The sequence below is a fragment of the Streptomyces sp. NPDC097617 genome, assembly GCF_044761485.1.
Classification (GTDB): Bacteria; Actinomycetota; Actinomycetes; order Streptomycetales; family Streptomycetaceae; genus Streptomyces.
In genome coordinates this window covers 246,070-271,505 of record NZ_JBIWCL010000002.1, presented here as the reverse complement: position 1 = coordinate 271,505, position 25,436 = coordinate 246,070, and the positions used below count along the sequence as shown (strand labels likewise).

General features: G+C 72.6%; 26 protein-coding genes and 1 pseudogene. 12 read left to right on the top strand and 15 right to left on the bottom strand.

Annotation, left to right across the window (positions count from 1 at the left end; all coding sequences use genetic code 11):
- Positions 1-170: 170 nt before the first annotated feature.
- The 6 genes from ACIQZO_RS04530 to ACIQZO_RS04505 form a co-directional block, all read right to left on the bottom strand.
- Positions 171-833 carry a hypothetical protein gene (locus ACIQZO_RS04530; protein WP_403619979.1) on the bottom strand — a complete coding sequence of 221 codons (663 nt, stop codon included), beginning with the start codon at positions 831-833 and terminating at the stop codon, positions 171-173.
- Positions 830-1,408: an RNA polymerase sigma factor gene (locus ACIQZO_RS04525; RefSeq protein ID WP_403619976.1), complete on the bottom strand. Its 579-nt coding sequence runs from the start codon at positions 1,406-1,408 to the stop codon at positions 830-832. Before ACIQZO_RS04525 ends, ACIQZO_RS04530 begins: the two co-directional genes overlap by 4 nt.
- Positions 1,409-1,528: 120 nt before the next feature.
- The gene (locus ACIQZO_RS04520) at positions 1,529-2,182 is read right to left on the bottom strand and encodes a hypothetical protein (RefSeq protein ID WP_403619973.1); all 654 of its coding nucleotides are present in this window, start codon (positions 2,180-2,182) and stop codon (positions 1,529-1,531) included.
- Positions 2,179-2,520 (bottom strand): S26 family signal peptidase, encoded by a 342-nt coding sequence (locus ACIQZO_RS04515; protein WP_403619970.1) that lies wholly within the window; start codon positions 2,518-2,520, stop codon positions 2,179-2,181. The genes ACIQZO_RS04520 and ACIQZO_RS04515 overlap by 4 nt, the downstream gene beginning before the upstream one ends.
- Positions 2,521-2,649: 129 nt before the next feature.
- A complete protein-coding gene (gene dacB / locus ACIQZO_RS04510) occupies positions 2,650-4,305 on the bottom strand; it encodes a D-alanyl-D-alanine carboxypeptidase/D-alanyl-D-alanine-endopeptidase (protein WP_403619967.1) in 1,656 nt (551 codons plus the stop codon).
- 87 nt (positions 4,306-4,392) lie between these two features.
- Positions 4,393-5,901 (bottom strand): carotenoid oxygenase family protein, encoded by a 1,509-nt coding sequence (locus ACIQZO_RS04505; RefSeq protein ID WP_403619965.1) that lies wholly within the window; start codon positions 5,899-5,901, stop codon positions 4,393-4,395.
- Between the two features lie 233 nt (positions 5,902-6,134).
- Between ACIQZO_RS04505 and ACIQZO_RS04500 the strand changes: the two genes are divergently transcribed.
- Complete coding sequence (locus ACIQZO_RS04500) at positions 6,135-6,599, top strand: hypothetical protein (protein WP_403619963.1); 465 nt, start codon at positions 6,135-6,137, stop codon at positions 6,597-6,599.
- Between the two features lie 3 nt (positions 6,600-6,602).
- On the opposite strand, the gene ACIQZO_RS04495 is transcribed toward ACIQZO_RS04500, so the two are convergent.
- The 3 genes from ACIQZO_RS04495 to ACIQZO_RS04485 form a co-directional block, all read right to left on the bottom strand.
- Positions 6,603-6,995 carry a hypothetical protein gene (locus ACIQZO_RS04495; RefSeq protein ID WP_403619961.1) on the bottom strand — a complete coding sequence of 131 codons (393 nt, stop codon included), beginning with the start codon at positions 6,993-6,995 and terminating at the stop codon, positions 6,603-6,605.
- 90 nt (positions 6,996-7,085) lie between these two features.
- Positions 7,086-8,603 carry a cytochrome ubiquinol oxidase subunit I gene (locus ACIQZO_RS04490; RefSeq protein WP_403619959.1) on the bottom strand — a complete coding sequence of 506 codons (1,518 nt, stop codon included), beginning with the start codon at positions 8,601-8,603 and terminating at the stop codon, positions 7,086-7,088.
- Positions 8,604-8,714: 111 nt separating this feature from the next.
- Positions 8,715-9,797: a hypothetical protein gene (locus tag ACIQZO_RS04485; protein ID WP_403619957.1), complete on the bottom strand. Its 1,083-nt coding sequence runs from the start codon at positions 9,795-9,797 to the stop codon at positions 8,715-8,717.
- 173 nt (positions 9,798-9,970) lie between these two features.
- On the opposite strand from ACIQZO_RS04485, the gene ACIQZO_RS04480 reads away from it, so the two are divergent.
- Together ACIQZO_RS04480 and ACIQZO_RS04475 are read left to right on the top strand one after the other, a co-directional pair.
- Positions 9,971-10,405: an Ig domain-containing protein gene (locus ACIQZO_RS04480; protein WP_403619955.1), complete on the top strand. Its 435-nt coding sequence runs from the start codon at positions 9,971-9,973 to the stop codon at positions 10,403-10,405.
- 73 nt (positions 10,406-10,478) lie between these two features.
- Complete coding sequence (locus ACIQZO_RS04475; protein WP_403619952.1) at positions 10,479-11,096, top strand: nucleoside/nucleotide kinase family protein; 618 nt, start codon at positions 10,479-10,481, stop codon at positions 11,094-11,096.
- Between the two features lie 47 nt (positions 11,097-11,143).
- Here the strand turns inward: ACIQZO_RS04475 and ACIQZO_RS04470 are convergent, their stop codons facing one another.
- Positions 11,144-11,749, bottom strand: coding sequence for a GPP34 family phosphoprotein (locus ACIQZO_RS04470; protein WP_403619949.1), 606 nt, complete (start codon positions 11,747-11,749; stop codon positions 11,144-11,146).
- Positions 11,750-11,829: 80 nt separating this feature from the next.
- A pseudogene (locus ACIQZO_RS04465) lies at positions 11,830-12,132 on the bottom strand (hypothetical protein); the annotation flags it as partial.
- A gap of 206 nt (positions 12,133-12,338) precedes the next feature.
- On the opposite strand from ACIQZO_RS04465, the gene ACIQZO_RS04460 reads away from it, so the two are divergent.
- From ACIQZO_RS04460 to ACIQZO_RS04435, 6 genes are all read left to right on the top strand, one after another.
- On the top strand, positions 12,339-13,709 hold the full coding sequence (locus ACIQZO_RS04460) for a CHAT domain-containing protein (RefSeq protein ID WP_403619946.1): 1,371 nt from the start codon (positions 12,339-12,341) through the stop codon (positions 13,707-13,709).
- A 41-nt stretch (positions 13,710-13,750) separates the two neighbouring features.
- Complete coding sequence (locus ACIQZO_RS04455) at positions 13,751-14,131, top strand: hypothetical protein (RefSeq protein WP_403619943.1); 381 nt, start codon at positions 13,751-13,753, stop codon at positions 14,129-14,131.
- A complete protein-coding gene (locus tag ACIQZO_RS04450) occupies positions 14,128-14,763 on the top strand; it encodes a hypothetical protein (protein WP_403619940.1) in 636 nt (211 codons plus the stop codon). The genes ACIQZO_RS04455 and ACIQZO_RS04450 overlap by 4 nt, the downstream gene beginning before the upstream one ends.
- Positions 14,760-16,415, top strand: coding sequence for a hypothetical protein (locus tag ACIQZO_RS04445; protein WP_403619937.1), 1,656 nt, complete (start codon positions 14,760-14,762; stop codon positions 16,413-16,415). The genes ACIQZO_RS04450 and ACIQZO_RS04445 overlap by 4 nt, the downstream gene beginning before the upstream one ends.
- Before the next feature lie 88 nt (positions 16,416-16,503).
- A complete protein-coding gene (locus tag ACIQZO_RS04440; protein ID WP_403619934.1) occupies positions 16,504-17,076 on the top strand; it encodes a PadR family transcriptional regulator in 573 nt (190 codons plus the stop codon).
- Positions 17,077-17,176: 100 nt separating this feature from the next.
- Entirely contained in the window at positions 17,177-18,913 is a 1,737-nt protein-coding gene (locus tag ACIQZO_RS04435) for an acyl-CoA dehydrogenase family protein (RefSeq protein ID WP_403619932.1), read from the top strand.
- Positions 18,914-18,971: 58 nt separating this feature from the next.
- Here the strand turns inward: ACIQZO_RS04435 and ACIQZO_RS04430 are convergent, their stop codons facing one another.
- Positions 18,972-19,703, bottom strand: a complete 732-nt coding sequence (locus tag ACIQZO_RS04430) for an SDR family oxidoreductase (RefSeq protein WP_403619929.1) — start codon at positions 19,701-19,703, stop codon at positions 18,972-18,974.
- A 135-nt stretch (positions 19,704-19,838) separates the two neighbouring features.
- Here ACIQZO_RS04430 and ACIQZO_RS04425 point away from each other — a divergent pair, with 135 nt between their 5' ends.
- Positions 19,839-20,432, top strand: coding sequence for a TetR/AcrR family transcriptional regulator (locus tag ACIQZO_RS04425; protein ID WP_403619926.1), 594 nt, complete (start codon positions 19,839-19,841; stop codon positions 20,430-20,432).
- Between the two features lie 15 nt (positions 20,433-20,447).
- On the opposite strand, the gene ACIQZO_RS04420 is transcribed toward ACIQZO_RS04425, so the two are convergent.
- Positions 20,448-21,368, bottom strand: coding sequence for a DUF6891 domain-containing protein (locus ACIQZO_RS04420; protein ID WP_403619923.1), 921 nt, complete (start codon positions 21,366-21,368; stop codon positions 20,448-20,450).
- Positions 21,369-21,423: 55 nt separating this feature from the next.
- Entirely contained in the window at positions 21,424-22,341 is a 918-nt protein-coding gene (gene bla / locus ACIQZO_RS04415) for a class A beta-lactamase (protein WP_403619920.1), read from the bottom strand.
- 163 nt (positions 22,342-22,504) lie between these two features.
- On the opposite strand from bla, the gene ACIQZO_RS04410 reads away from it, so the two are divergent.
- Positions 22,505-23,005 (top strand): GNAT family N-acetyltransferase, encoded by a 501-nt coding sequence (locus tag ACIQZO_RS04410; protein ID WP_403619917.1) that lies wholly within the window; start codon positions 22,505-22,507, stop codon positions 23,003-23,005.
- Between the two features lie 4 nt (positions 23,006-23,009).
- Here the strand turns inward: ACIQZO_RS04410 and ACIQZO_RS04405 are convergent, their stop codons facing one another.
- On the bottom strand, positions 23,010-23,300 hold the full coding sequence (locus ACIQZO_RS04405) for a transposase (RefSeq protein ID WP_403619914.1): 291 nt from the start codon (positions 23,298-23,300) through the stop codon (positions 23,010-23,012).
- Positions 23,301-23,953: 653 nt separating this feature from the next.
- Between ACIQZO_RS04405 and ACIQZO_RS04400 the strand changes: the two genes are divergently transcribed.
- A complete protein-coding gene (locus ACIQZO_RS04400; protein ID WP_403619911.1) occupies positions 23,954-25,366 on the top strand; it encodes a family 2B encapsulin nanocompartment shell protein in 1,413 nt (470 codons plus the stop codon).
- The last annotated feature ends 70 nt before the right edge of the window (positions 25,367-25,436 follow it).

Here is a 25,436-nt window from a genome sequence, read left to right as displayed (position 1 = left end):
AGCGGCTCACGGCGTCGAGGTGACGGTGGAGCGCCCGGTGCCCCTCGGGAGTGGGGTACAGGCCGTCGACGAGCAGCCGGAGGGTGGCGGTGCGCGGACCGCGGTCACGGTCCGCGCACCGTCCTACGAGGAACTTGCCGGCAGGGCCGGTGCCGTCCGGGCCGGGTGGCCTACGGGTTGGTGCCCGGGGCGACGTAGCCCTCGCCGATGTCGTTCTTGGACTCCGGGAAGCAGCTGGGCACCTCGCGCACGACCGACATCCGCAGCGCGCCCACCTGCCCGTGCGGTCCTGTCGTCGCCACGAACAACAGGTGCGACCCGCTCGGGACGGCGCTCGGCCTGATCAGCGAGTAGTGCCCGTCGATCCCGCTGTCCCCGCGGTCCTGGGGAAACACCCCCATGAGGTCGGCGCTCTCGTCGTAGCGGATCGTCGCGCCGCACGAGGCCGACATCCCCATCACCGCCGCGGGAATGCCCGCTCGGCGAAGAGCGGCCTGCAGCCCGGGGATGCCCTGGGGACTCATGACCTCCACGGCGATCGTGCCGTCCGGGATGGACTTCACCACGTAGTCGGCGTTGACGATGTCGATCGTGCCGCTCCCGGAGCCGTGGGGTGCCGGCGCGGCCCGCGGGTCGTGCGTCCCGCCGGCCGGCGCCGTGGACACGGCCAGAGCCACGGCCGCGGCGGTCGCCGCGACGGCGCCCAGCGCGAAGGTGAGCCGACGGCGCGGGGCGCGGGTCCGGACGCGGTGGCCCGTCGGGGCGGCCAGGGCCGTCGCGCGGGCGTGGAGCTCGTCCGCGAGCTGCTGCTTGAAGTGCAGGGGGGCGTTCACTGGGTGGCCTCCAGAACGGCTTCGCGGTGGTCGGTGCGGGTCTGCTGGGCGCTGCGCAGGGCCTTGCGGGCGCGGTGCAGCCGCACCCGGGCAGCGGCCGAGCCGATGCCCAGCGCCTGTGCGGCCTCACGGGTGGTCAACCCGTCCAGGGCGACCAGGTCGAGCACCTCGCGCAGCGGGTCGGGCAGCGCGGCGTGGGCGGCTGCCATCTGCCGGGCGGCGCGGGCGGCATCGATCCGCCCCTCGATGGCGCTGAGGTCCTGGTCGTCCAGGAGGCGGCGCCCGGCGATGCGGGCGACCGCGTGCTGTTCGCGGGCGCTGCCGCGGAAGTGCGCGGAGATGACGTTGCGGGATATGCCGTACACCCAGGCGGCGGGCGCGCCGCGGCGGGTGTCGTAGGTGTGCGCGTTCTCCAGTGCGGCGACGAAGATGTCCGCGGTGAGGTCGGCGGCCAGGTGCGGGCTGTCGACGCGCCGGGTGACGAAGCCGAGTACGTTGTCGAACTGCTGCTCGTAGAACACGGCGAACCCGTCGGGGTCGCGCAGGGGTGGTGCTGTCGGATGTTCCGCTGGCACGGATCGCTCCCTGGGGCAGGTCGGGCGTGTGCTGCCTTACGTCTCTACTTGGTCGCAGCGCCCGGAAGTGTTACATCCCCGACCTCGGAGGCGGCCGGCCCCAGTGGGTTCGGCTCCGGGTCACGGGCTCCACTCGTCGCAGTACTCGATGTGGATCTCGCGCGCGTTCCCGAGGACGCCGGCGTCGGCGTGGAGTTGGGTGCAGAAGTGCGGGCAGCGCGGGTTGTCGGACACGTATCCGGGGCCGTTGCGGGCGACATCGACGAAATGGCGGGCCGTGTCCCTGAAGACCTTCGCGCTGCCCGTCATGAAGAGGGTCTCGGCGTGGAGGTGCTGGTGGAACAGGTCCCGGTTCTCCCGGTAGTGCCGTTCTCCCTGGAAGGCCGAGGGGTCGTCGGTGAGATCCGGTGCGGGCAGCTCCACCGTCCGCGGGCGTCCCGGGTCGAGCCGGGCGCGGAGCTCCTTCCAGCGGGAGGGCGCGAACTGCAGTGAGTGGTCCAGCAGTACGAGGTCCAGCTGCCGGGTGCGGGGCTCCGGCGGTTCGTGCGCGGGGGCGGGATTTCCGCGCACCGGCAGGTGGATCAGCGAGCGCGGGGAGGAGGAGGCGAGCGTCCACAGGCCGCCGAACAGTTTCGCCGCCTGCTGGTCCAGGTAGGCGTCCAAGTGGCTGTCGTGGTCGACCAGTACGGCGTTGACCAGGGGCCGGGCCGGTCGGATGACCTTGAACTCCATCGCTCCGAGCCGGGCGCGGTGGACGGTGACGCGCAGCTTCACCTGTCGCGCCGCGTCCTGGCCGCGGCTCCCGCCCGGGGGACACCGTCGACGGCCACGCAGATGCCGAAGACCCGGTCGTGGCCGGTCCAGCCGTTCACCCGGCCCCGGTTGTTGCTGATCCGGACCCGCTTCCTCGCCGGGTCCAGGGAGGAAACCAGGTGCAGGTACACCGTCCCGGCGACGCGGGCGAGGACGATGTCCCCGACCTCGAGCCTCGACGGGTCGGCCGGAGCGACCACCACCTGCTGACGACTGCGTATCAGCGGAACCATCGACGAGCCGGTCGGCCGGAACTCCACGGTGGCTCCGCGGGCGACCCTGCCGGCCACTGCGTTCATTGCACCCATGGTGAGGATGCTGGCAGATCCGCCCGCAGGACCCCATTGATTTACTTCCTGGGGGCTGATCGCGGTCCACGACGAAGTGGTGGGCGTCCTCCGGTCGATCGGGGCGTACTGACGCGCGCGTCAGGGCGAGGAGGCGGACTCCTGGAGGTAAGCGGCGATCAGGGCGAGGTCGTTGGCGATGGACAGCACCTCGGTGGGGTCGGCGCCCGGTGTGGAGGCGCCGTTGACGCCCGCGTAGAAGGTGTCGAAACGGCCGCCGCCCTTGTCCAGGTAACCCGCGATCGTGATGGCGCCGACGGCCAGCCGGTCGTTGAGGGCGTCCCCGCCGACCGCCGCGCCCGTCTTCGCGAACACCTTCCCCTTCGCCGGACAGGTACGGCAGTTCTCGGCGAGCAGCCCGTCGACCCCCAGGATGGGCAGGGCCTCCCGGAACAGTCGGGCCTGGGGGCCGTGCTGCCAGTACGCCAGCATCTGCACCAGCACCTGCGGCGTGGCCCGGTCGGCGGGGTTGCCGCCCCGGCCGTCCATGAGCTGCGCCTGCCCGCGGTCGACGCCCGCCCGGTCGAGGAAGCCGGCGAGCACCGGGAAGCCGGCCGGGCACTGGTTGCTGTCCGCCGTGACGGCCAGCAGGCAGATGCCGAGGTTGGCGCCGAGGTTGTGGCTGACCTTGAGGATCAGCTTGGCGTACTCGGCGTAGGGCGGGGAGGTGTACGCGGCCACGCGCGGCCGCCCGTCGTAGTCGCGCGGCAGCCGCGCCACGGGGTTGGGGCCCGACGGGTCGGCCGTCACGTGCACCCCGGCGCGTTCCAGCGCCTCGATCAGCGCGACGCGTCCGAAGGCGGCCGGATCGGTGATGGGGGAGGTGCGCAGCAGCGGTTCGGAGTCCGCCGCTATCGTTCCGGTCAGCCGGATCCGGGTGCCGCCGTCGGTGGCCGTCACATTGACCGCGGTGGGCTTTCCGGCCGCCACGGTCTTGACCTCCGAGGTGACGTGGTACGGAGCGACCTTCGGCCGCCAGCCCAGCGCGGCGTCCGCGCCGGGCCGGTCCCCGGGGGTGGTCAGGAGGTCGATCAGGTTGTCGTTGACGATCAGGGGCGTCGGGGTGGGCACGAGCTCCGGGTCGGGGAGGAACAGCCGGCTGTCGACGATCACGTCGCCGTCGACGCGGGTGATGCCGGAGGCGCGCACCTGCCGGGCGAGCTCGTCGATCCCGGCGAGGGGGTTCTCCGGGGTGAGGGTCGCGCCGGGGAAGTCGTTGGCGTAGGTGTGGTCGAGATCGGTGTACGCGACCGTGCCGTCGGGGCGTGTCCGGCCACCCATGGTGAGGTCGCCCTGGGCGACGAGGTCGAGGTCGCCGGTCAGCGTGGCGCCGTCGCGTTCGCCCACCGCATGCACGGGCGTGACGAAGCGGTGGTCGGCGCCGAGGGTCTGCCACGGGCCCGAGACACTGAGCAGTTTGGCCGTGGACCCGGGGATGAAGAACTGCTCGGGGAACAGGCTGTGCACCACGCGGCCGGTGTCCGGATCGGTCTGCAACAGGCCCCACTGGGCATTGCGGTACTCCGGCTTCCGCATGATCGCCGTGATGCGCGGGTCGAGCCCGCCGAGGCCGGTGTCGCCGGATGCGGAGGGCGAGGACGGCGGCGTCGGGGAGGACGGCGAAGGGGTCGGGTCCGCGCCGGTCGCCGTACCCGCGGCGAGGGCCACGAACAGCAGGGCGGCGCAGGCCGCTGCCGCGGCGCGCCGCGGCCGTGCGGGGTGGATCGGTCCGCTCACAGCGCGCTCCGTTCGTCGCGGCTGTCTCCTCCCGAGGCCAAGGAACAGCGTGGCACGGCCGGGGCGCCGGGGCGCGTCGGGCGGGGTTCACTCCTGCGTCGGCAGCCAGCAGCCGTGCAGGCCGAGCGGGACGCGGACGGGGATGCGGACGCGGGCCACCGGGCCGGAGGCCGGGTCCTCGGCCGGGAGGACCAGGAACCAGCTCGAGCCGTCCGTACGGTCGGTGGCGAACGTCAGCCAGTAGCCGCGCTGCTCGGCGTCGGAGCCGTCGGAGCCGTCGGAGCCGTCGGAAGCGTCGGAGCCGTCGTCGGAGGGGTCTGCGGTGTCGGAAGACCCCCAGGAGCCGGGCTCGGGGGCGAAGACCGGCTCGCCGACCGAGAGGTTCCCGGCCGACCAGACGCGGGAGGTGCCGGTCCGGCTGTCGTACCAGCGCACGGCGTCGTACTCGCCGGGCAGCAGGTCCGTCCGACCCGTCCCGGTGGCCAGCGCGGTGTACCGGTGGCGCCGGCCGATGCGCCGGTCGTCGACCCGCGGGAACTCCACCCGGGAGTCGTCCAGCAGGGTGCGGGTCATGCTTCCCGCGACCGGGTCGATGCGCGCCCGTACCAGGCCGCCGCTGACCGGGTCGGAGTCCTCCTGCGGTCCGCCGACCGCCAGCCGGCTCCACTGCACGTAGTCGAGGACCACCGGGGCGTCCGCGCCGGGCCCGTCGTCGTGTGCGTTCACCGTGTGCCACACCCAGAAGGCCTCGTCGGCCGCCCAGCGCGGCGGCCCGCCGTCGCGCGGGATCAGCGCCACGCGGGTGCCGCGCTCGGGGCGCCAGGCCAGGAAGGAGCCGCCCGCCATGGCCGCGGCCAGGTCGAAGAAGGCCGGGGCGAGGACGAGGACGGCGTAGCGGTCGGTCAGCGCCATGTCGTGGATCATCATCGGCTCGTCGACCCCGTCGACGGGGGTGGGCCCGCGGCCGACGGTGCCGTCGCGGCCGATGACGGACCAGGTCAGGTAGGGCGGCTCCAGGCCGTAGCAGAAGACGACCATCTCGCCGGTGACCGGGTCGATCTTGGGGTGGGCGGTGATGCCGGCCGGCAGGACCCCGCCGAAGTCCTCGCGGCCCAGCGTCGCCAGCCCGTTGTCGACGCGGAAGGGGCAGGCCGACTCGGCGAGGGCCAGCAGGCGGCCGGCGTGCCGGACGACGTTGATGTCGGGGAGTTCCCTGAAGGTCCCGGCGAGTTCCGGTCCCACCTGGTCGGCATCCGGCACGATCAGCGATCCGAGGCCGCCCCACAGGGCGCGGCCGGCCCGTTCCTCGGCCACCAGCGCGGGGGTGCGCACGAAGCGGTTGCGGTAGCGGGCCCGGCCGCCGGAGATCCACACGCCGTGCAGCATGCCGTCGCCGTCGATGGGGTACAGGTACGAGCCGATCGGCGTGAAGCGCGGATTGGGGCCGTTGCGCAGGTACAGGCCGTCCAGGGTGTCCGGCAGCTCGCCCGTCACCTCCAGGTCCGCGACGTCCACCTCCTCGGACACGGGCGCGAAGCTCCCGAGGAGGTGGGGGACGCGGGTGGGGTCGAAGCGGGGTGGCACGTACGTGTTCACGGGACCTCCCGGGGTGCACGGTCCGGCGCCGGCGCGCTTGTACGCCACCCTCCAGTGAAACGCGCGTCGGGTGGGCCTGCCAGGCGGCTCCACCGGCCCGTCGGCCTCCCCCGCGGTTGCCGGTCCTCCGTCCCGGAATGCGGCCGGTCGCGGGCGCTCGCAGGACGGGGAACGAGGCGGGTACCGGTTCCGGCACGCCGGGGCGCCCCGCTCCGTACCGTTGTGGAGGCCCGATGGCTGCTGCGGACCGTACCGATGGCAAGGCTCTTGGGGCCGGCCGCTCCGGCATCTTCCTGGGGTTCGCGCCGTGGATCATCTTCGACGTGGCGGCGGGCCCCAGTACCTGGAAACTGGCCGCTTTCACCGCGCTGATCGCCTCACTGGTGCTGAACCTGGCCGACATGCGGCGGGGCAGCCTCAAGTTGCTGGAGGTCACCGGCCTGGTGTTCTTCGCCGTCATCTCGGTCCTGGCGCTGGTGCTCGACCGCCAGGACCTGATGTGGCTGGAGACGTACGCGCAGACCCTGGCGAGCGCGGTCATCGCGGTCTTCGGCCTGATCACCGCGCGGACCGGGCACCACGGGGACTGGCTCAACTGGGTCGTCCCCATCGCCTTGCTGGTCCTGGCGGTGAAGTTCACCAACTGGTACCCGGAACACGTCCGCGCGAGCATCCGGGACGGGGGACGGGTGGCGTGAACCTCAGGCGGAGGTGAAGAGTTCCGCGTGCGCGCCGTCGAGGACGAACCCGTTGTCGAAGCGGACGCGGACCGTCACGTGCAGCCTCCGCTCCTGGTGGGCGATCCACGCCGGCTCCAGGGAAACGACCTTGTCCTCCAGCTGCTTCCTGCTTCCTTCGGGCATCTGGTGCCCGAAGGAGTCCAGGAGCGACCGCAGCCGCTCGTACTCGATGACGTCCTCGCCGCTCTGCGGATGGTGCTCGTCCACCCGCTCGACGGCGCCCTCGGTGCCCGCCGCCAGCGCCAGGAAGCCGGCGACGGCCTCCCCCTCGGGTGCGACCGGGCCGGTCGTCAGCCTGAGCTCCGCCGCCAGCTTCACCCGGCTGCCCACCCGCGGGCCCGCGTTCAACGTCATCGTTCTTCATCTCCCCGGTCGGGGCACGAGCCTACCGGTGGCGCGGCCGCCGGCCCCGACCGGCACCGCACCGCACCGCACACGTCAACGTCAGTACGAGAACGCCATCGGCCGGTCGTTGTCGTCGTCGTGGTCGCCGCCGACCCGGGTGGGCGGGTCGAGCTCGTGCACGGCCGGTTCCGCGGGACCCGCCCGCACGGCCGCGACGATCAGCTTGATCTCGATCGCGGCGAGTACGGCGTACAGCGCGGTGTAGGCCGTGAGGGAGGCGATCACCTCGCCCTGGGAGACCTCGGGGGACACGGCGTCGACCGTGCGCAGGAGCCCGTACACCACCCACGGCTGACGGCCCATTTCGGTGAAGATCCAGCCCCAGGAGGTCGAGACGAGCGGGAAGGCCAGGGTCCACACGGTCAGCCACCAGTACCAGGTGGCCACCCTCGGGGGCAGCCGGCGACCGCTGGTGAGGGCGAGCTGCGGCACCTCGTCCTCGGTGGTGCGCAGGGCGGGCCGGAGCAGGAAGCGGCGCCGCGTCAGCCACAGGCCGAGGAGGCCCAGGCCGAAGGAGGCCATGCCGAAACCGATCATGAAGCGGAAGCCCCAGAAGGCGATCGCGACGTTCGGGAGGTAGTCGCCGGGGCCGTACCGCGCCTCCTCGGTGGCGGCGGTGTCGTTGATCCCGGGGACGTAGGCGGTGAAGTTCCCCTCGGCGAGGAAGGACAGCAGCCCGGGGACGGACCATTCGACGGTGTTGTGCCCCTCGGACACGTCACCGATGGCGAAGACCGAGAAGGGCGCGGAGGTCTGGCCCTCCCACAGGGCTTCGGCCGCGGCCATCTTCATCGGCTGCTGCTGGAACATGACCTTCCCCAGCGTGTCCCCGCTGAGGGCCACGAGCAGGCCCGAGACGGCCAGAGTGACCAGGCCCAGGCGCAGCGAGGTGCGCATCACGGGAACGTGCCGGCCGCGCCGCAGGTGGATCGCGGCCACGCCCGCCATGAAGGCCCCGCCGGTCACGAACGCGGCGGAGAGCGTGTGGTAGACGACCACGCGCGTGGTTTCCTGCGTCAGCACGGCCAGGAAGTCGGTGAGTTCGGCGCGCCCGGTCTCGGGTGAGATGCGGTAGCCGACGGGATGCTGCATCCACGAGTTGGCCGCGAGGATGAACCAGGCGGAGAGCAGGGCCCCGGTGGCCATCGCCCAGGCACAGGCCAGGTGGATCCGCTTCGGCAGGCGGTCCCATCCGAAGATCCACAGGCCGATGAAGGTCGATTCGAGGAAGAAGGCGATCAGCGCCTCGAAGGCCAGGGGCGCGCCGAAGACATCGCCGACGAACCGTGAGTACGTCGACCAGTTCATGCCGAACTGGAACTCCTGCACGATGCCCGTGACCACGCCCATCGCGACGTTGATCAGGAACAGCCGCCCCCAGAAGGTGGTGGCCATCAGGTACTTCCGCTTCCCGGTACGCACCCACGCGGTCTGCAGGAGGGCCACGAGCACGCCGAGGGAGATCGTCAGCGGCACGAAGAGGAAGTGGTAGACGGTGGTGATGCCGAACTGCCAGCGGGCGACCGTGTCGGGTGCCAGCGCCAGGTCCCACGGCATCCTCGTCCTCCTCCGTGCACGGCTGCTTCCGAGGAGGGCCACTCTGCCCGGAGCACCGGCGTCGGACCCGTCGCCGGCGGCCGACCCGCGCGGCGTTGCCCCGTACGGTCGTCAGCCGCGGGCCGCGAGGTGCTCGGCGACCGCCTCGTGGGTCAGGTGCAGGCCCGCCCGCAGGACGACGTCGTGCCGGGTGGGGTGGGCCGCGCGGTGGGCGAGGTCCAGTGCGCGGGAGCGGTCGAGGTCGGCCGCTGCCGCCGCGCGGTCCTCGTCGCGCAGGGCGGCGTCCACGGTGCGGGCCGTGGCCCGGACCAGCGGGGCGAGGTCGCGCAGGGCGGTGTCCGCCCCGGCGGGCGGAGCGGGGCCGTCGGTCCGGGCGCGCTCGCGCAGCTCCTGGGTGAAGTACTGGAGGGTGAGGGCGGTCCGGGCGGCGAGCCTCAACCGCTCCTCCAGCCCGTTCGGTGGCCGGCCCGGCGTACGGAGGTACAGCCGGGTGAGCCGGGTGCGCCGGGCGGCCCGTTCGTAGGCGGCGAGGCCGTTCCCCGGTCGCCCCCACAGCTGTGCCTCCTCGGGGCGATCCCGGGCGGCCGGGGGGCCGCCGGAGCCGAGCCGGGTGGCGACCGTGCCGAGGAGGCCACCGAGTTCGCCCCGGTACGCGTCGAGGCCGGCCGCGGCGGACCGGTACGGGTCCGGCGGCCACAGCAGCGGCCCGAGCAGGACGACGGTGGCGATGCCGACGGCGCTCTCCGCCAGGCGGGCCAGAGCGTAGCCGGGGGTGGCGGTCGCGTAGATCACCAGCGCGGTGACCAGGACCTGCTGGTTGGGGGTGCCGCCGCGGTACATCAGGTACATGCCCGCGCAACCGCAGGCCAGTACGGCGAGGAAGGACGCCGAGGCGGCCCACGACACCGAGCTCACCGAGTCGGCCGTGGGCGCCGGCAGCCAGTGCAGCACGAGCGCGGTCAGCACCACGCCCACGACGACGCCCACGAGCCGGTCCCACCCCAGGCGCGGGGCGGCGTACACGTCGTCGCGGAGGATCAGTACGGCCGGCAGGGCGGCCGGCACCGGGACCGTGCTCGTGCCCCACCACAGGCAGAGGAACCAGGGCACGGCGGCGCACACGGCCAAGCGGGCGGCGGACCGCAGTCGTGCGCGGGGCGGCGGGTCGAGCGGAACGCGGACCGAACCGGGCATGGCGGACATCGTAGGCCCGCGGGGCCGCTCGCGGCGCCATCGACGGGACGGCCGCGCCCGCCTATGATTCCGACGCGCCACGCACCTCGAACATGCATACCCGCAACGGGTGATGACGGCCCCGGGACCCGTGCCGGAAACGCCGCTCTCTCCCGACGATTTCGGAGGTCCTGTTGAGCACATCCACGCGCACCGCGCACACCTCGCGCGCTCCTCGCAGACTGGCGGCGCTGGCCGTGGGCCTGACCGCCGTCCTGGCCGCATCGGTCGGTCCGTCCTTCGCCGCGCCGCACACCACGACCGCCGCGCCGACCCGGACCGCGGCCGCGGCCGCCCCGTCCGTGGTCAACCCGGGCAACCAGGTGTCCCTCCAGTACGACTCCGCGTACTTACCGATGCGCGCCAACGGCGGCGCGGCTCCCTACACCTGGTCGGCGGTCAACCTGCCCGTCGGTGCCTCGATCAACGCCTCGACCGGCCTCGTCTCGGGCCTCCTGCGCGGCAGCGGCATCCGTACGGTGACCGTCACCGCCAAGGACGCCACCGGCGCCACGGCCTCCACCACCTTCACCTGGCGCGTGATCCGGGACGCCTGCCCCCGCTGCTGACCCGGCGCCCGGTGTCCCCGCCCGGCGCCGCGGGCGGGGACACCGGGCGGTGTTCCTCGGGCAGGATGGACGGATGCGTACGACGGACTGGGCAAGGAGGGCGGAGGCGCTGGCCGCCGCCGGCGAGCGGCGCATCCTGGGCATCGCCGGGCCCCCGGGGGCCGGAAAGTCCACCCTGGCGGCCCGGATCGCGGACGGGCTCGGACCGGAGCGGGCCGTGGTGGTCCCGATGGACGGGTTCCACCTCGCCCGGGCCGAGCTGGACCGGCTGGGCCGCGCCGACCGCAAGGGCGCCCCGGACACCTTCGACGCCGCCGGCTACGTCGCCCTGCTGCGCCGGCTGCGCGCACCGCAGGGGCCCACCGTGTACGCGCCCGCCTTCGACCGCTCCCTGGAGGAGCCGATCGCGGGCAGCATCCCCGTCGCCCCGGACGTACCGCTGGTGATCACCGAGGGGAACTACCTGCTGCACGACGCGGGGGAGTGGGGCTCGGTTCGGCCCCTGCTGGACGCGGCCTGGTACCTCGCTCCCGCCGAGGACCTGCGCCTGGACCGGCTGATCGAGCGTCACGTGCGGCACGGCAAGGACCCCGCGTACGCGCGCGCCTGGGTGGCCCGCTCGGACGAACCCAACGCCCGGCTCGTCGCCCGGGGCCGCCACCGCGCCGACCTCGTCCTCGACGCCGGCTGACGCGCCGGTCCGCGCCGGCACACGACGGGGCACCGGCGGCGGGTGCCTCAGGGACCGCGCCAGATGTTGGCGAACGCCGCGTTCTCGATGGTCCGCCGCTGGCGTACGGCCTCCAGCTCCATCACCGCGTCGTTGACCACGGCCAGGACGGTCGTCACCGCCTCGTCGTCCGGGCGCGGTTCGGCCTCGGAGTCGCCGCCGCTGATGCCCACGACCGTGGCCAGGGCGGCGAGAACGGGCTCGTCCTCCTCCCGGCGGCCGAGGGCCCGGCGGCGGGCGGGGCCGTCGGCCACTTCCATCCGGTCGCTGCCGAAGGGGAGCAGGCCGCGCCGTCCGCGCGTCAGCTCACCGGCCTCCTCCAGAGCGGCCTGGTAGGTCGCGGACAGGTCGCGGCCGCGGCGCCACAGCCAGTCGTCGACCCGTTCGTACGGGACCTGGCGGGTGAGCGCCGACGCGGCCTCGGCCAGCAGCGGATCGTGGAGTTCCGGCTGCCCGCCCGGCACGATGCGGTCGCCGTCCAGGGAGGCGGCCTGCGCGTCGAGGAGATCGATCAGCTCGGCTCCCGCGAGGGCCAGCGACAGGTCTCCCTGCCCGACGGAACGGTCCGGCGGCGGTTCCATCGCGATGATGAACAGGTCTTTCGCCGTGCTCATGAACGGCTCCCCTCGGGGTCATCGGAAGGCGCGGGTGCCTGCGGGGGCCAGCCGGCCGGTGGGACCGGCTGATCACCTTCCTATGGTCGCACCAACGCCCGCCGCGGCCCCGTGGTTCCCGGATCCACCCGGCCGGCCCCCTCCAGCAGGGCCTGGCCGACGTATTCGCCGGCCCGGGCGCCGCCGGGGACCACGAACAGCGACGAGGCCTCGTGGACCAGGTAGCGGCCGAGGGCGTCGCCCCGGGCGAGTCGCCGCTGTACGGGGACGAAGCCGGTGCGCGGGTCGGACTGCCAGGCGACGAAGAGCATTCCGGCGTCCGGCGTGCCGTCGGCGCGCAGGCCGTCGTAGTACGACCAGCCGCGGCGCAGCATGGTCGCGCCGCAGGAGGTGATCAGCAGCGCGGTGGCGGCTGCGGCACACACGTACGCCGTGCGGCGCGCTGCCCGGCCCCCCCCCACGAGGGCGAGGGGCGCGCTGGTGGATTCGACGAGCGGGACCCCGGGCGCCGGCCCACCACTCGTCTCCGCGAACGGCGGACACCGGCGGGCGGATTGTCTACCCTCGCTCTGGGGTGGGGGAGGGACAGGTGCAGGACGACGACCGGCGGGACGCGCATCCGGTGGACCGGCGGGTGGCGCTGTCCCGGGAATGGGACCGACTCGTCGGCCAGGTACGTGAATTGGGGCGTGCCCGCGGCATCTCCGAACTGGCCGACTTCCTGCGTCCGCCCCGCGCGGCCTCGCTGACGGCCGCGGGCGGCGAGGGAGCCGTCGTGGCCGTCAACATCAGCGGCCTGCGCTGCGACGCCCTGCTGATCACGGGAGCCGGCGTAGGGGACCTGCCGCTGCCCGGGGTGACCGCCGGCGCGGTGGAGGAGCGAACGGTCGCGTACCTGGCGGTCCTGCGCACCATGGAGGCGGCGGGCTGGGAGCTCCAGGCGGCGAAGCGGGAGTTCGACCTCGGCGACCGGTCTCCGGAGGCGTTCTACCGGATCTCCGCCGCGCGGGTGGCGCTGTCGGCCGCCCGGGCGGCGGCCGAGAGCGAGCTCGGCGCCGTCACCGGGTGGCTCTGGGACGAGATCGCCGGTCCCGTTCTCGACGCCCTGGGGCACACCGGTCCGCCGGTCGCCGGAGCACCGCTCCCGAGACTGTGGTGGTGCCCCACCGGCCTGCTCAACCTGCTGCCCCTGCACGCCGCCGGGCACCACGGGGAGGCCTCGGACGGCCCGCCGAGGACGGTCCTGGACCGGGTCGTCTCCTCGTACACGCCGACCGTTCGCGCGCTCCTCACGACACGCACCCGGCCGGCCTCGGCCGTCCCCGCCGGGAACAGTGCCGGGGACGGCCGGATGCTGTTCGTCGCGCCGGAACCCGTCGGCCTGCCGCCCCTGCCGTCGATCGCGGCGGACCGCGAAACACTGGCCGGGTGCTTCGGCGCCCGCCTGACCCGCCTGGAAGGCGCCGACGCGACTTCCGAGGCGGTCCTGGCGGAACTGGAGCGCCATCCGTGGGCGCACTTCAGCAGCCATGCCGGACAGGACATGAACGATCCCGGGCTGGGCACGATCGCCCTGCGGGAGGACGGACTCACCGTGTACGACCTCGCGCAGCGCAGCTACAGCGGGGAGTTCGCGTTCCTGTCGGCCTGTCAGACGGCCGTCGGGGGCATCGACCTGATCGACGAGGCGATCACTCTGGCCAGTGCCCTGCACGTCGCGGGCTTCCGGCACGTGATCGGCACCCTCTGGTCCGTCCACGACGGGGCCGCCGCGGACATCACCCGGGACTTCTACGCGAACGGCGCCACCCCCGACGGCGAGCCGGTTCCCGCGGCCGGGCCGGCGGACTTCGACCCCGCCGACGCGGCCCGTCGTCTGCACCGCGCGGTGCGCGCGATGCGCGACCGCGACCGTTCGACCCTGACGACCTGGGTTCACTTCGTCCACATCGGCCCCTGACCGGACCGACCGAGCGCCACCGAAGGCAGCGAGGAAGCGGCATGACGACACCGCAGTTGATACCGCACAGCCACCAGCCCGTCCCCTACGAGGAGACGACGGACCCCCGCTATGCCCAGGACGTGGTCGCGAACCACGATGTCGCGCACGTGAAGGGGAAGGACTACACCCTCACCTGCGTCTGCCCGCGCTGCGGGGCGGCGCTGGCGGTCCCGCTCTTCGAACCGGACTACCGCGCCCTGCTGGGCGCCCGCCGGTCCGCGGCGCAGCCCGCGGCCGCCCCCGCTCCGTCGCCCGCACCCACCTCCGCGGCCACGGCGAACCCTCCGTTCCCGATCAGCTGCGACTGCCCGGGCACGCACGACGGCCGTCCCGAGGACCGTACGGGCTGCGGGGCCTTCTGGACCCTGACCCTGTCATGACCACTCCCCGGGTTCCCCCGCGGATCGGCGCCGGCCCACCGGCCCGCGCGCAGGACCTCCTGGCCGCCCAGGAGCGCAACCGGCAGGCCAGGGAAGCGCTGCCCAGACTGCGGGCGGCCGCCCTGGGGTGGCGCAACGCGGCCGGCGCGCTCATGGCCGGACTCGTCGGCTTCGGCCTGATCAAGGGCCGGTCCGACGTGGGACAGCTCGACAAGACCTGGGCCGTCGTGGTGGGGTGCCTGCTGCTCGTGGCCCTGCTGTGCGGGGCCTGGGGCGCGTACCTGCTGAACCGGGCGGCCCACGGACCGCTGAAACCGAAACCGCTGGGACCCCGGGCCACCCGTGCGGCGGTGGAACACCTGGAGGTCGGGGACGCCCTGCGGGCCCTGCGGCTCGGCGTCGCGTCGACCCTCACCTGCACGCTGTTCCTCGTGGCCGCCCTCGCCGCCACCTGGTACGGGCCGAGCGCCAAACCCCCCGCGGTGGAGCTCACGACGCCCGCCACGGGCCGGCTCTGCGGCACCGTCACCCGGGTGGGCGAGGGGAAGATCCTGCTCAAGACCGGCGCGACGACCGTCGAGGTGGCAACAGCGGCCCTGACCCAGCTGAGGACGGTGGAAGCGTGCTCATGAGAGATCTCCGCTACGCGGCCTCGTTCCATTTCCGCTGGCGGCCCCTGATGGGGCGCCTCTTCCGGGCCGTGGAACGACAGGACGCGGAGGCGTTGGCGGAGCTGATCCGCGAGATGGACGGCGTTGCCGAGCGGGACAGCCGCCTGTCGCGTTGGGGGCGCGACGTGATGGGGCGAACGCGGGTCCTCGCCCTCCTCGAGTGTGCGAAGGTGCTCCACGACCCCGCGGTGCTGGACCGGGCCGTCGACCTCGCCCGGGGCACGCTCATGGAACCGTCCACCACCTGGGAAGCGGAGGCCCTGGACCGGAGCGTGCTCGGGGAGGCGCTCGTGCAGCGTTTCGAGCAACGTGGCGACCAACAGGACGTGGACGACGCGATCACCGCCTACCGGCAGGCCTGGGACCTGTGCCGGGCCGCGGACGCGGCCCCCAGGATGTCGAGGCGCCGAAGGCTGCGGCGCTTGTGGCGGGAATCCTGGAGCACCGAAGGGGCCGGACCCTGGCCGCGGATGAACAAGGGCGCGAAGGCATCCATCCTGATGAGCCTCGGAGACGTCCTCCACACGCGCTTCACCTACCTGCGCATCCTGGACGACTTCCACGGGGCCGTGCGGGTCAGCGAGGAGGCGGAGGCGTACACCCGTACATGGGGTTGGGCGGTCTCAAGTGGGCAGGCGAGCTACGGCCACGGCCGCGGGATCGCCCTGAGCCAGTACGGCCGAATGCTGGCAGAGCGCTGGGAATACTTCGGCGCGGCCGAGGACATCGTCCGGGCCGTGTGGTTCTTCAAGGACGCGGACCGGCTCCTGCCCCGCCGCGACGACGAGGGCCCCACGCTCGCGCTGCACCGGGTCCATGCCCTGACCAGGCAGGGCCTCGCCCTGAACCGGGTGGAGGACTTCACCGAGGCGGCCTCCGTACTGCGGCGGCGCGCACCGCGCGATCCGCACTGGCTCCCGCAGGTGGAAATCCTGACCGGGCGGGCGGGAGTCGAGGGCTCCACCGACGGCCTCGAGGAAGCCGTGGACATCCTGGAGGCGGCCGCCGCACGGGGCGGAAGCGGCACGCACCGGGTGCTGATCTGGCTGGCGTCGACGCTGCGCCAGTGGGCCGTCCACATCAGGGACAATCCGTCGGCGTCCGGTCCGGCGGATGCGGAGCGTGATGCGGCCCCGCTCTGGCGCAGGTCCACCGATGCCTGGCGGCTCGCCGCGCACCGGGAGGCGGCCCCCGCCTTCAGCAGGCTGCACGCGGCGTCCTACTGGAGCGCCCAGAGCGGGCAGCTGAACCCCGGCTCGGCCGAGGCTGCGGAGGCGAGCTCCCTGGCCGTGCGGCTGCTGCCGCTCGCCGCCTGGCGCGGGCTGGACCGCCTCAGCCAGGAGGGCCGGCTCAAGGCGGCCGGTTCCGGTCTGGCCACGAGCGCGGCCGCCGACCAGCTGGCGCAGGGAGACCCGGCGCAGGCCCTGGAACTGCTGGAGCTGGGACGCGGAGTCCTGTGGTCCCAGAAACTGGACGGCCGCACCGATCTGAAGCTGCTCGCGGCCACGTCGCCCGAGCTGGCCGAAAGCCTCACCCGGGTCCGCGTACTCCTGGAAGGGGCGCGGGACCCGTCGGCGCACACCGCACGCAAGCGTCTGATGCCCCCGCCCTGACCGGGCGGGACCGACGGAGCGGGTGAGCCGCGTCTCACCTGATCGCTCCCGCTTGTCTATGCAACGAGTTGCATAGAAAGATCGTGGCATGGCGCTCGACCACGCGATCCTCGTCTCCCTGCTGGAGAAGCCGGGCTCCGGCTACGAGCTGGCCCGCCGGTTCGACCGGTCCATCGGCTACTTCTGGACCGCCACCCACCAGCAGATCTACCGCGTCCTGGGGCGCATGGAGCGCGACGGTCTGCTCGCCGTCCGCGAGGTCCCGCAGCAGGGCCGACCGGACAAGAAGGAGTACTCCGTGGCCGCCCCCGGCCGCGCCGCTCTCGCCGGATGGCTGCACGAGCCGATCGAACCCGAGAGCCTCCGCCACGACCTCGCCGTCAAGATCCGCGGCGTGGCCTTCGACGATCCTGCGGCGCTCATCCACGAGGTCGAGCGTCACCACCGGGCGCACAGCGACCGGCTGACCCGCTACCTCGCCGGTGAACTGCGCGACTTCACCGGGCCGGACGCCCCCGCCCCCCTCGACGCCGGCCAGGAGCTCCAGCACGTGGTGCTGCGCGGCGGCATCGCGTACGAGCGGATGACGATCGCCTGGCTCGACGACGTCCTCGCCACCCTGCACCGGCTCGGCGGGCACCCGCCGACGGCCACCGGCTGACCCGCACCGCCCCCCGAATCGCACCGCGCCGCCGCCGCACCGCCCCCCCCACGCACATGACCGGCTCCCGATCCTCCAACCCCTCGGAAGGTGAACCTCCATGGCAGACGCCCTGCTCTTCAACCCGAACACCTACGACCCGGCGCACTTCGACCCCGAGACCCGCAGGCTGCTGCGCGCCACCGTCGACTGGTTCGAGAGCCGCGGCAAGCGCCGGCTGATCGAGGACTACCGCTCCCGGGCCTGGCTCGCCGACTTCCTCGCCTTCTCCGCGAAGGAGGGGCTCTTCGCGACCTTCCTGACCCCGGCCGCCGCCGCCGGCGAGGGAGAGTCCGACAAGCGCTGGGACACCGCCCGGATCGCGGCGCTGAACGAGATCTTCGGCTTTTACGGCCTCGACTACTGGTACGCCTGGCAGGTCACCATCCTCGGCCTCGGCCCGGTCTGGCAGAGCGAGAACGCCGAAGCCCGCGACCGCGCCGCGCAGCTCCTCTCCGAGGGCGAGGTGTTCGCCTTCGGCCTGTCCGAGAAGACGCACGGCGCCGACATCTACTCCACCGACATGCTGCTGCAGCCGTCCATCGACGAGGACGGCGTCGGCGGATTCCGCGCCACCGGCTCCAAGTACTACATCGGCAACGGCAACGCGGCCGGCCTCGTCTCCGTCTTCGGCCGCCGCACCGACATCGAGGGCCCCGACGGCTATGTCTTCTTCGCCGCCGACAGCCGCCACGCGGCGTACCACCTGGTGAAGAACGTCGTCGACTCCTCCAAGTACGTCAGCGAGTTCCGCCTCGAGGACTACCCGGTCCGCGCCGAGGACGTCCTGCACACCGGCCGGGCCGCCTTCGACGCCGCCCTGAACACCGTCAACGTCGGCAAGTTCAACCTCTGCACCGCCTCCATCGGCATCTGCGAGCACGCGATGTACGAGGCCGTCACCCACGCGCACAACCGGGTCCTCTACGGCCGCCCCGTCACCGCCTTCCCGCACGTGCGCCGGGAGCTGGCCGACGCGTACGTCCGCCTGGTCGGGATGAAGCTGTTCAGCGACCGCGCCGTCGACTACTTCCGCACCGCCGGCCCGGACGACCGCCGGTACCTGCTGTTCAACCCGATGACGAAGATGAAGGTGACCACGGAGGGCGAGAAGGTCATCGACCTGATGTGGGACGTCATCGCCGCCAAGGGCTTCGAGAAGGACAACTACTTCGCGCAGGCGGCCATCGAGATCCGCGGGCTCCCCAAGCTCGAGGGCACGGTCCACGTCAACCTGGCCCTGATCCTGAAGTTCATGCACAACCACCTGCTGAACCCGGCCGAGTACCCCGAGGTGCCGACCCGCCTCGACGCGGCCGACGACGCCTTCCTGTTCCAGCAGGGACCGGCCCGGGGCCTGGGCTCCGTACGCTTCCACGACTGGCGGACCGCCTACGACGCGTACGCCGCGGTGCCGAATGTGGCCCTGTTCCGCGAGCAGGCCGACGCCCTCTGCCGGTTCGTGGCCACCGTCGCCCCGGACGAGGAGCAGAGCCGCGACCTCGACTTCCTCCTCTCCGTGGGCCAGCTGTTCGCGCTGGTCGTCTACGGCCAGCTGGTCCTGGAGCAGGCCCGCCTGACGGACCTGGACGAGTCCGTGCTCGACGAGCTGTTCTCCGTCCTCGTCCGCGACTTCTCCGGACACGCCGTCGAGCTGTACGGCAAGGACTCCGCGACCGCGGCCCAGCAGGACTGGGCGCTCGGCGCGGTCCGGCGTCCGGTCGTCGACGAGGCCCGCGCGGCGCACGTCTGGGCGCGCGTCGAGGCGCTGTCCGGCGCGTACGAGATGGCCCCGTAGGACCGGCTCCGTCGGGGGACCGGGGCCACCGGCCGACCGGGCCGGAGCCGGTCCCCCGTCAGGCCTGCGCAGTGGGCCGCACGACGATGTCGCCCACGTCGACCCCGTCCGGCTGCTCGATGGCGAAGGCGATGGCACGCGCCACCGCGTCCGGCGAGAGCGCGGTCTCCATCATCCGGTCGATCCGGGCCCGGGCCTGCGGGTCCATGCGCTCCGTGAAGTCCGTACGGACGGCCCCCGGCGATACGACGGTCACGCGCAAGCTGTCCCCGGCCTCTTGGCGCAGCCCCTCGGAGATCGTGCGCACGGCGTTCTTGGTGCCCGCGTACACCGACTGGAGCGGCACGACGCGCAGTCCGGCGGTGGAGACGGTGTTGACGAAGTGTCCGCTGCCCTGCTCCCGGAAGACGGGGAGCGCCGCGGCGATCCCGTAGAGCACGCCCTTGAGGTTGACGTCGATCATCTCCTCCCAGTCGTCGACGCGCAGGTCGTCGAGCGGGGAGATCAGCCCGACCCCGGCGTTGCTGACGAGGACGTCGAGCCCGCCGAAGCGCTCGCGTGCCAGGTCGACGAGGCCGACCAGATCGGTGCGCCGGGTGACGTCCGTGCGGATCCAGGCGGCCTGGCCGCCGGCCTTCTGGATCCGGGCGGTCAGTGCTTCCAGGCGTTCCGTGCGGCGTGCGCCGAGGACCAGCCTCGCGCCCCGCTCGGCGAGCAGGAGGGCGGTGGCCTCGCCGATGCCGCTTCCGGCGCCGGTGACAGCCACGATCTTGCCTTCGATTCCCGACATGGCGGGAGTCCTTTCGCAGGAGGAACGGGGCAGGCCGAGGGCATGCCCTAGAGTGAAAGTGGAGGCGCCGCCACTTCAGCTCACACTAAGTGGAGGCTCCTCCACTTAGCAAGCGGGGAGCAGGGAGAGCCGTTGATGGCCGCAGAAGCAGGACGCCCGCTGAGGGCCGACGCACAGCGCAACCGGGACAAGATCCTGGCCGCCGCGGTGCGCGTGTTCACCGAGCAGGGGCTGGAGGCGCACTTCGACCGGATCGCCAAGGAAGCCGGGGTGGGCACCGGCACCCTCTACCGCAACTTCCCCACCCGGGAGGCCCTGATCGAGGCGGCCTACCGCAACGAGGTGGCCCGCCTGTGCGACTGCGTCCCCACCCTGCTGGAGACCTTGCCGCCGTACGAGGCCCTGCGCGCCTGGACGCGCCGCTTCATCGACTACGCCACCGCCAAGATGGGCATGGCCGACGCGATGCGAGCCGTCCTCGCGGCGGGGAGCAATCCGTACGCCGACAGCCGCCGGCTGATCCAGGACGCCCTCACCTCGCTCATGGAGGCCTGCACCGCCGCGGATGCGATCAGGTCCGACATCAGCTCGACCGATATGTTCGCCGCGCTCGCCGGTATCGCCCTCACCTCGGCGGGCCCCGAGCAGCGGGCCCAGGCCGAACGCCTCCTCGACCTCAACCTGGACGGCCTGCGCCACCGTCGGACGAACGACGACGCTGTGCGGTGATCCGCAAGAGACGCGCTAGCCCACGAGCCGTCTGTGCCAGGTCAGCGGGGTGACGGTGATGGCCCGGCCCGGGTCGCCGCCCCACTGCGCGGGCAGGCCGGCACGGGACAGGGCGGCGACGACCTCGCGGCCGACGGCGGCGGTGGTCGCCGAGGCGCCGTCGAAGCCGCCGTACAGGAGCGACAGACCGTGGCCGGCCGCCGCCGCGTCCGTGCACTGGTCGTGGAAGTACACGAAGCCGCGGGCCCCCGGCCCGCCCTCCGCGCCTATCTCGGCCTCCCCGCAGCCGCGGCAGCAGGTGAAGTTCTCGCGGGCCGTGATGCCCGCCGCGTCCAGCTCGGCGAAGGCCCGGGACAGCCGTTCCGGATCGGTCTCGCCCTCCCAGCCGGCCTGCTCCTCGACCCGTTCGAGCCACATCCGGTCGGCCAGCGCCGCGGCCTGGGCGCGGGAGAGGGGCCTGCGGTCCCCGGACACGAGGTAGTCCTCGGCCAGTTCGGCGAGCCGGTCCCGTGTCGTGTACCCACCGGCCAGCACCGTGCGGACCCGGTCCTCCAGCAGCCCCCGCTCCTCCTCGTCGAGTTCGAGCGGGGGCACCGGCGGTACGGGCGGGAAATCCGCGCGCTCCCAGACCTGCCCGGCGTCCCAGCCGTCCGGCCGGCCGGACGCCCACGCGGTCATGGTGGCGATCACGGACTCCGGCCCGTCGACCGACGTACCGAAGTGCCGCTCGGGGCTGCCGGCCCGGTGCTCCAGGGTGTAGGCACCGCCGGCGGCGTGCCACACCTGGATGAAGACGTCGGGCAGGTCGGGGATGGTCTGGACGACGAGGAACCGGTCGCCCTCACCGCCGATCCGGTGGACCAGCGCGGCGAGTTCCCCCTCGGCGGGCCGTACGTGCCGGGGGCCGGGTTCGGTCAGGACCGTGATCGCGAGCATGGTCACCAGTGTGCCCGGGGGCACTGACACCGGGGCCCGCGGATCCGGACCACCGTCAGACGAGCGCGTCCGACAGCAGTTTCGCGGCCCTGGCGATCAGCGTGTTGTCGCGCGCCGCCGTCGCCTCCGGCAGGGTCGACAGGATGGACAGGACCACCGGCGGGCGTCCCGGGGGCCAGGCGACGCCCACGTTGTTGTTCGTCCCGTACGATCCGGCGCCCGTCTTGTCCGCGACGGCCCAGTCCTTCGGCAGACCGGCCCGCAGGCGGTCATTGCTGGTGGTGTTGGACAGCAGCCACCGCTTCAGCTGCTCCCGGTCCCCGGAGTCCAGCGCGTCGCCGAGCGCGAGCCGTGCGTACGTCCGCCCGATCGCGCGGGGGCTGGTGGTGTCGGTCACCCGCGACGGCTCCGCCGAGTTCAGCGCGGGCTCCCACCGGTCGAGCCGGGTCGTGCGGTCGCCCAGCGAGCGGCAGAAGCGGGTGATCGCGGTGGGGCCGCCGAGCTCGCGCAGCAGCAGGTTGCCGGCCGCGTTGTCGCTCTGGGCGATGGCGGCGGAGCAGAGCTCGGCCACGGTCAGGCCGCCCGCGATGTTCTCGGGCTTCTCCGTGATCGATCCGCCGCCCGCGTCCGTGACGTCCTGGAGCGTGTAGTGGATGCGCTGGGCGAGATGGGCGCCGTCGTGGTCGAGGTCGCGCAGCACCGCGGCCGCGGCGACCGTCTTGAACAGCGAGCACATGGGGAACAGTTCGTCGGCCCGGTGGACCACGGTCCTGCCAGTGGCGGTGTCCCGCGCGTACACCCCCAGCCGTGCCCCGTACTCGCGCTCCAGTCCGCGCAGTCGCGCCACGACATCCCCCTCGCCGTGCCGGGACGCGGCGCGGGCCGCGCCGGCCGGCAGCGTGGCGGCCAGTGCCGCCCCCGCTCCTACGGTCAGCAGTGCGCGGCGGGACGGTGATGCGCCCTGGGTCTTCACGTCAGGTTCTCCTCTTCCTGGCCGGCCATGTGAGAGCGAAGACGCCAAACGTGATCATTTCGGTTCCTGGGCCGGGAAATCAGCAGGGTGTACCAGGGCGTGTGTTCAAAGTGGATCAAGGTGCTGGTTCGGGCTCCGTCTTGCGGCATGCGATGTTGGCGGCATGACTGATCAACGCGGGGTTGTCGTCGGCCACTGGCCAGGTCAGGATCCTTCTGCCGAGGGCGGGCCGGCCGAGTTGTTGGCCGCCTACCATCTGCAAACGCAGGCCGAGAAGGGCGAGGCCGTCACGGACGTGGACGGGTTGCCAGACCGCTACCGAGCAGAGGTCCTGGATCCGCAGACAGCGTTCGTGGATGACGTCGTGCTGGTCGCGTTGAGTGGGGACACTGCTGTGGGCTGCCTGGTGGTGACTGCCCCCGTCAGCGGGCAGTGCGAGGTCAAGAGGCTCTGGACGGACCCGTCATTCCGGGGCCGGGGCATCGCATCCGGCCTGGTCAGCGCCGCGTTGGCACATGCTGTGGAAAGCGGCGTCGGCATGGTTCGGCTGTCGGTTTGGGCCTGGCGGGCCGACGTCATCGGCCTGTACGAGCGGATCGGTTTCACCGTCTCCGACTCGTGGGACGAGCGGGCTCAGCTGGTGTGCATGCAGCGCGCCGTGTGAGTGGTCACAGCCACTCGTTGATGGCCGCGACGAGGACGGTCGCCTCGTAGCGGACCGCGAGCTTGTCGCATCTTGTGGCCACGGCCCGGTGTCTCTTGAGCCGGTTGATGCCGCATTCGACCGCGTGCCGAGCTTTGTAGTCCTGCGGGTCGAACTTCGGCGGCCGACCGCCGCGAGAGCCGCGTTTCTTGCGGTTGCGGGCATGGTCGGGCTTGTCCGGGATGGTGCAGCGGATTCCGCGACGGCGCAGGCAGGCGCGGTTCTTGCGGGAGGTGTACGCCTTGTCGGCTCGCACCCGATCGGGCCGGGTGCGGGGCCTGCCGGTCCGGAGAGGGGTACGCCGATCGTGTTCAGGACGGGCTCGAACTACGGGGAGTTCCCGCGCTGCCCCTGGTCTGCCATGACCTGGTTCGCGGGCGGATCGGACCGCATACGGCAGGCGTGGTTCGCCGCCGCACTGCGTACCCACGCCACGCTCCTCGGCGGCCGCCGCCACCTTCTGACCGATCGGGACGGGCGGCCCGTCGCCGCCGCCGTGCCCTGGTGGGCTGCGGCCCGCGCGCCCTGGGGCCACGGCCGACGCGTCGAACGTCGGGCTCCACCGCCCATTCGGCTTAACCGCTGTGCGGAGCCCGGCGGTCGGTCCGCTGGAGGTGACGGCGATGTGGCGGCCGGGCACGCTCCGGCCGATGGCCGCCCACCGCCGCTGCTTTCCGGCCGTGTTCGTGAGTAAGGCCGAATATCATCCATAACCCCGGCAAACCACCTGCGAGGCAAGATCACTGCATTGAGTTAATGCCAACGGTTTTCAGGCTCAAGTGGGCGTACCCGGCCGTTACTGTTCCAGCGGATCTGGACGGATTCCCGGATATTCACCCCCTTTTTTCCTCGTTCTCCGGTGACGCGCGCACGCGCCGGTCACCGCCCTTACGAAGGAGAGCTCGCCCGATGAGCGTTGACACCAGCCCGGAAGCGCAGCTGGAGCCGCCGCGGCAGTCCAGCCTGAGCACGGCGGCCGCCCGCAACCTTGCCAGCACGACCAAGTCCGCCCCGCAGATGCAGGAGATCACCTCCCGCTGGCTGCTGCGGATGCTCCCCTGGGTGGAGACCAAGGGCGGCGCCTACCGGGTCAACCGCCGACTGACCTACACCGTGGGCGACGGGACCATCGAGTTCGTCCAGGACGGCGCGAACGTCCGGGTGATCCCGCGCGAGCTCGGCGAACTGGCCCTGCTGCGCGGCTTCGAGGACGACGAGGTGCTGACCGCGCTCGCCGGCCGCTGCGTCCAGCGCGACTTCCGCGCCGGTGAGCTCATCGTCGAGCGCGGCACCGCCGCCGACCAGATCCACCTGATCGCCCACGGCCGGATCAGCCAGACCTCCGTGGGCAAGTACGGTGACGATGTCGCCGTCGCCGTGCTCGCCGACGGCGACCGGTTCGGCGAGAACGCCCTCCTGGACGCCGACGCCACCTGGGACTACACGGCGACCGCCGAGACCCCCGGTGTCCTGCTCACCCTCTCCCGCGCCGACTTCGCCTCCGTGCTCGCCGCGGCGCCGCAACTCCAGTCCCACATCGACCGGTTCAGCATGCTCCCGCAGCAGCGCCAGAACAAGCACGGCGAGGCCGAGATCGCGATGTCCGCCGGCCACACCGGTGAGGCGGACCTGCCCGGCGCCTTCGTCGACTACGAGCTCAAGCCCCGCGAGTACGAACTCTCCATCGCGCAGACCGTACTGCGGATCCACACCAGGGTCGCCGACCTCTACAACGGGCCGCACAACCAGACCGAGGAGCAGCTCCGGCTGACCATCGAGGCGCTGCGCGAGCGCCAGGAGCACGAGCTGATCAACAACCGGGACTTCGGTCTGCTCCACAACGCCGCCTTCAAGCAGCGGATCCAGACCCACTCCGGCCCGCCGACCCCGGACGACCTCGACGAGCTGCTCTGCCGCCGCCGCGGCTCCAAGTTCTTCCTCGCCCACCCCCGGACGATCGCCGCGATCGGGCGCGAGTTCAATGCCCGGGGGCTCTACCCGGACCACGTCGACGTCGGCGGCCAGCAGGTCCCGGCCTGGCGCGGGGTCCCGATCCTGCCCTGCAACAAGATCCCGATCAGCAAGGAGAACACCAGCTCGGTGCTCGTCATGCGTACGGGCGAGGACAACCAGGGCGTCATCGGCCTGCACCAGACCGGACTCCCCGAGGAGTACGAACCGGGCCTGTCGGTGCGCTTCATGGGGATCAGCGAGCAGGCGATCATCTCCTACCTGGTCACCACCTACTTCTCCGCAGCCATCCTGGTGCCCGACGCGCTCGGTGTGCTGGAGAACGTGCAGATCGCCCGCAGGCGGGACTAAGAGGACCTGCCCGACGGCCGCGACAGCCAGGACCTGTGCCTGTCCTGGCCCGCCGAGCATGCCCGGGATC

Coding starts and splice junctions, on each gene's coding strand:
- ACIQZO_RS04515 (WP_403619970.1), bottom strand. CDS start 2,520: ATGAACGCAGTGGCCGGCAGGGTCGCCCGCGGAGCCACCGTGGAGTTC.
- ACIQZO_RS04500 (WP_403619963.1), top strand. CDS start 6,135: ATGGCTGCTGCGGACCGTACCGATGGCAAGGCTCTTGGGGCCGGCCGC.
- ACIQZO_RS04495 (WP_403619961.1), bottom strand. CDS start 6,995: ATGACGTTGAACGCGGGCCCGCGGGTGGGCAGCCGGGTGAAGCTGGCG.
- ACIQZO_RS04490 (WP_403619959.1), bottom strand. CDS start 8,603: ATGCCGTGGGACCTGGCGCTGGCACCCGACACGGTCGCCCGCTGGCAG.
- ACIQZO_RS04485 (WP_403619957.1), bottom strand. CDS start 9,797: ATGCCCGGTTCGGTCCGCGTTCCGCTCGACCCGCCGCCCCGCGCACGA.
- ACIQZO_RS04475 (WP_403619952.1), top strand. CDS start 10,479: ATGCGTACGACGGACTGGGCAAGGAGGGCGGAGGCGCTGGCCGCCGCC.
- ACIQZO_RS04470 (WP_403619949.1), bottom strand. CDS start 11,749: ATGAGCACGGCGAAAGACCTGTTCATCATCGCGATGGAACCGCCGCCG.
- ACIQZO_RS04455 (WP_403619943.1), top strand. CDS start 13,751: ATGACGACACCGCAGTTGATACCGCACAGCCACCAGCCCGTCCCCTAC.
- ACIQZO_RS04450 (WP_403619940.1), top strand. CDS start 14,128: ATGACCACTCCCCGGGTTCCCCCGCGGATCGGCGCCGGCCCACCGGCC.
- ACIQZO_RS04445 (WP_403619937.1), top strand. CDS start 14,760: ATGAGAGATCTCCGCTACGCGGCCTCGTTCCATTTCCGCTGGCGGCCC.
- ACIQZO_RS04440 (WP_403619934.1), top strand. CDS start 16,504: ATGGCGCTCGACCACGCGATCCTCGTCTCCCTGCTGGAGAAGCCGGGC.
- ACIQZO_RS04435 (WP_403619932.1), top strand. CDS start 17,177: ATGGCAGACGCCCTGCTCTTCAACCCGAACACCTACGACCCGGCGCAC.
- ACIQZO_RS04430 (WP_403619929.1), bottom strand. CDS start 19,703: ATGTCGGGAATCGAAGGCAAGATCGTGGCTGTCACCGGCGCCGGAAGC.
- ACIQZO_RS04425 (WP_403619926.1), top strand. CDS start 19,839: ATGGCCGCAGAAGCAGGACGCCCGCTGAGGGCCGACGCACAGCGCAAC.
- ACIQZO_RS04420 (WP_403619923.1), bottom strand. CDS start 21,368: ATGCTCGCGATCACGGTCCTGACCGAACCCGGCCCCCGGCACGTACGG.
- ACIQZO_RS04410 (WP_403619917.1), top strand. CDS start 22,505: ATGACTGATCAACGCGGGGTTGTCGTCGGCCACTGGCCAGGTCAGGAT.
- ACIQZO_RS04400 (WP_403619911.1), top strand. CDS start 23,954: ATGAGCGTTGACACCAGCCCGGAAGCGCAGCTGGAGCCGCCGCGGCAG.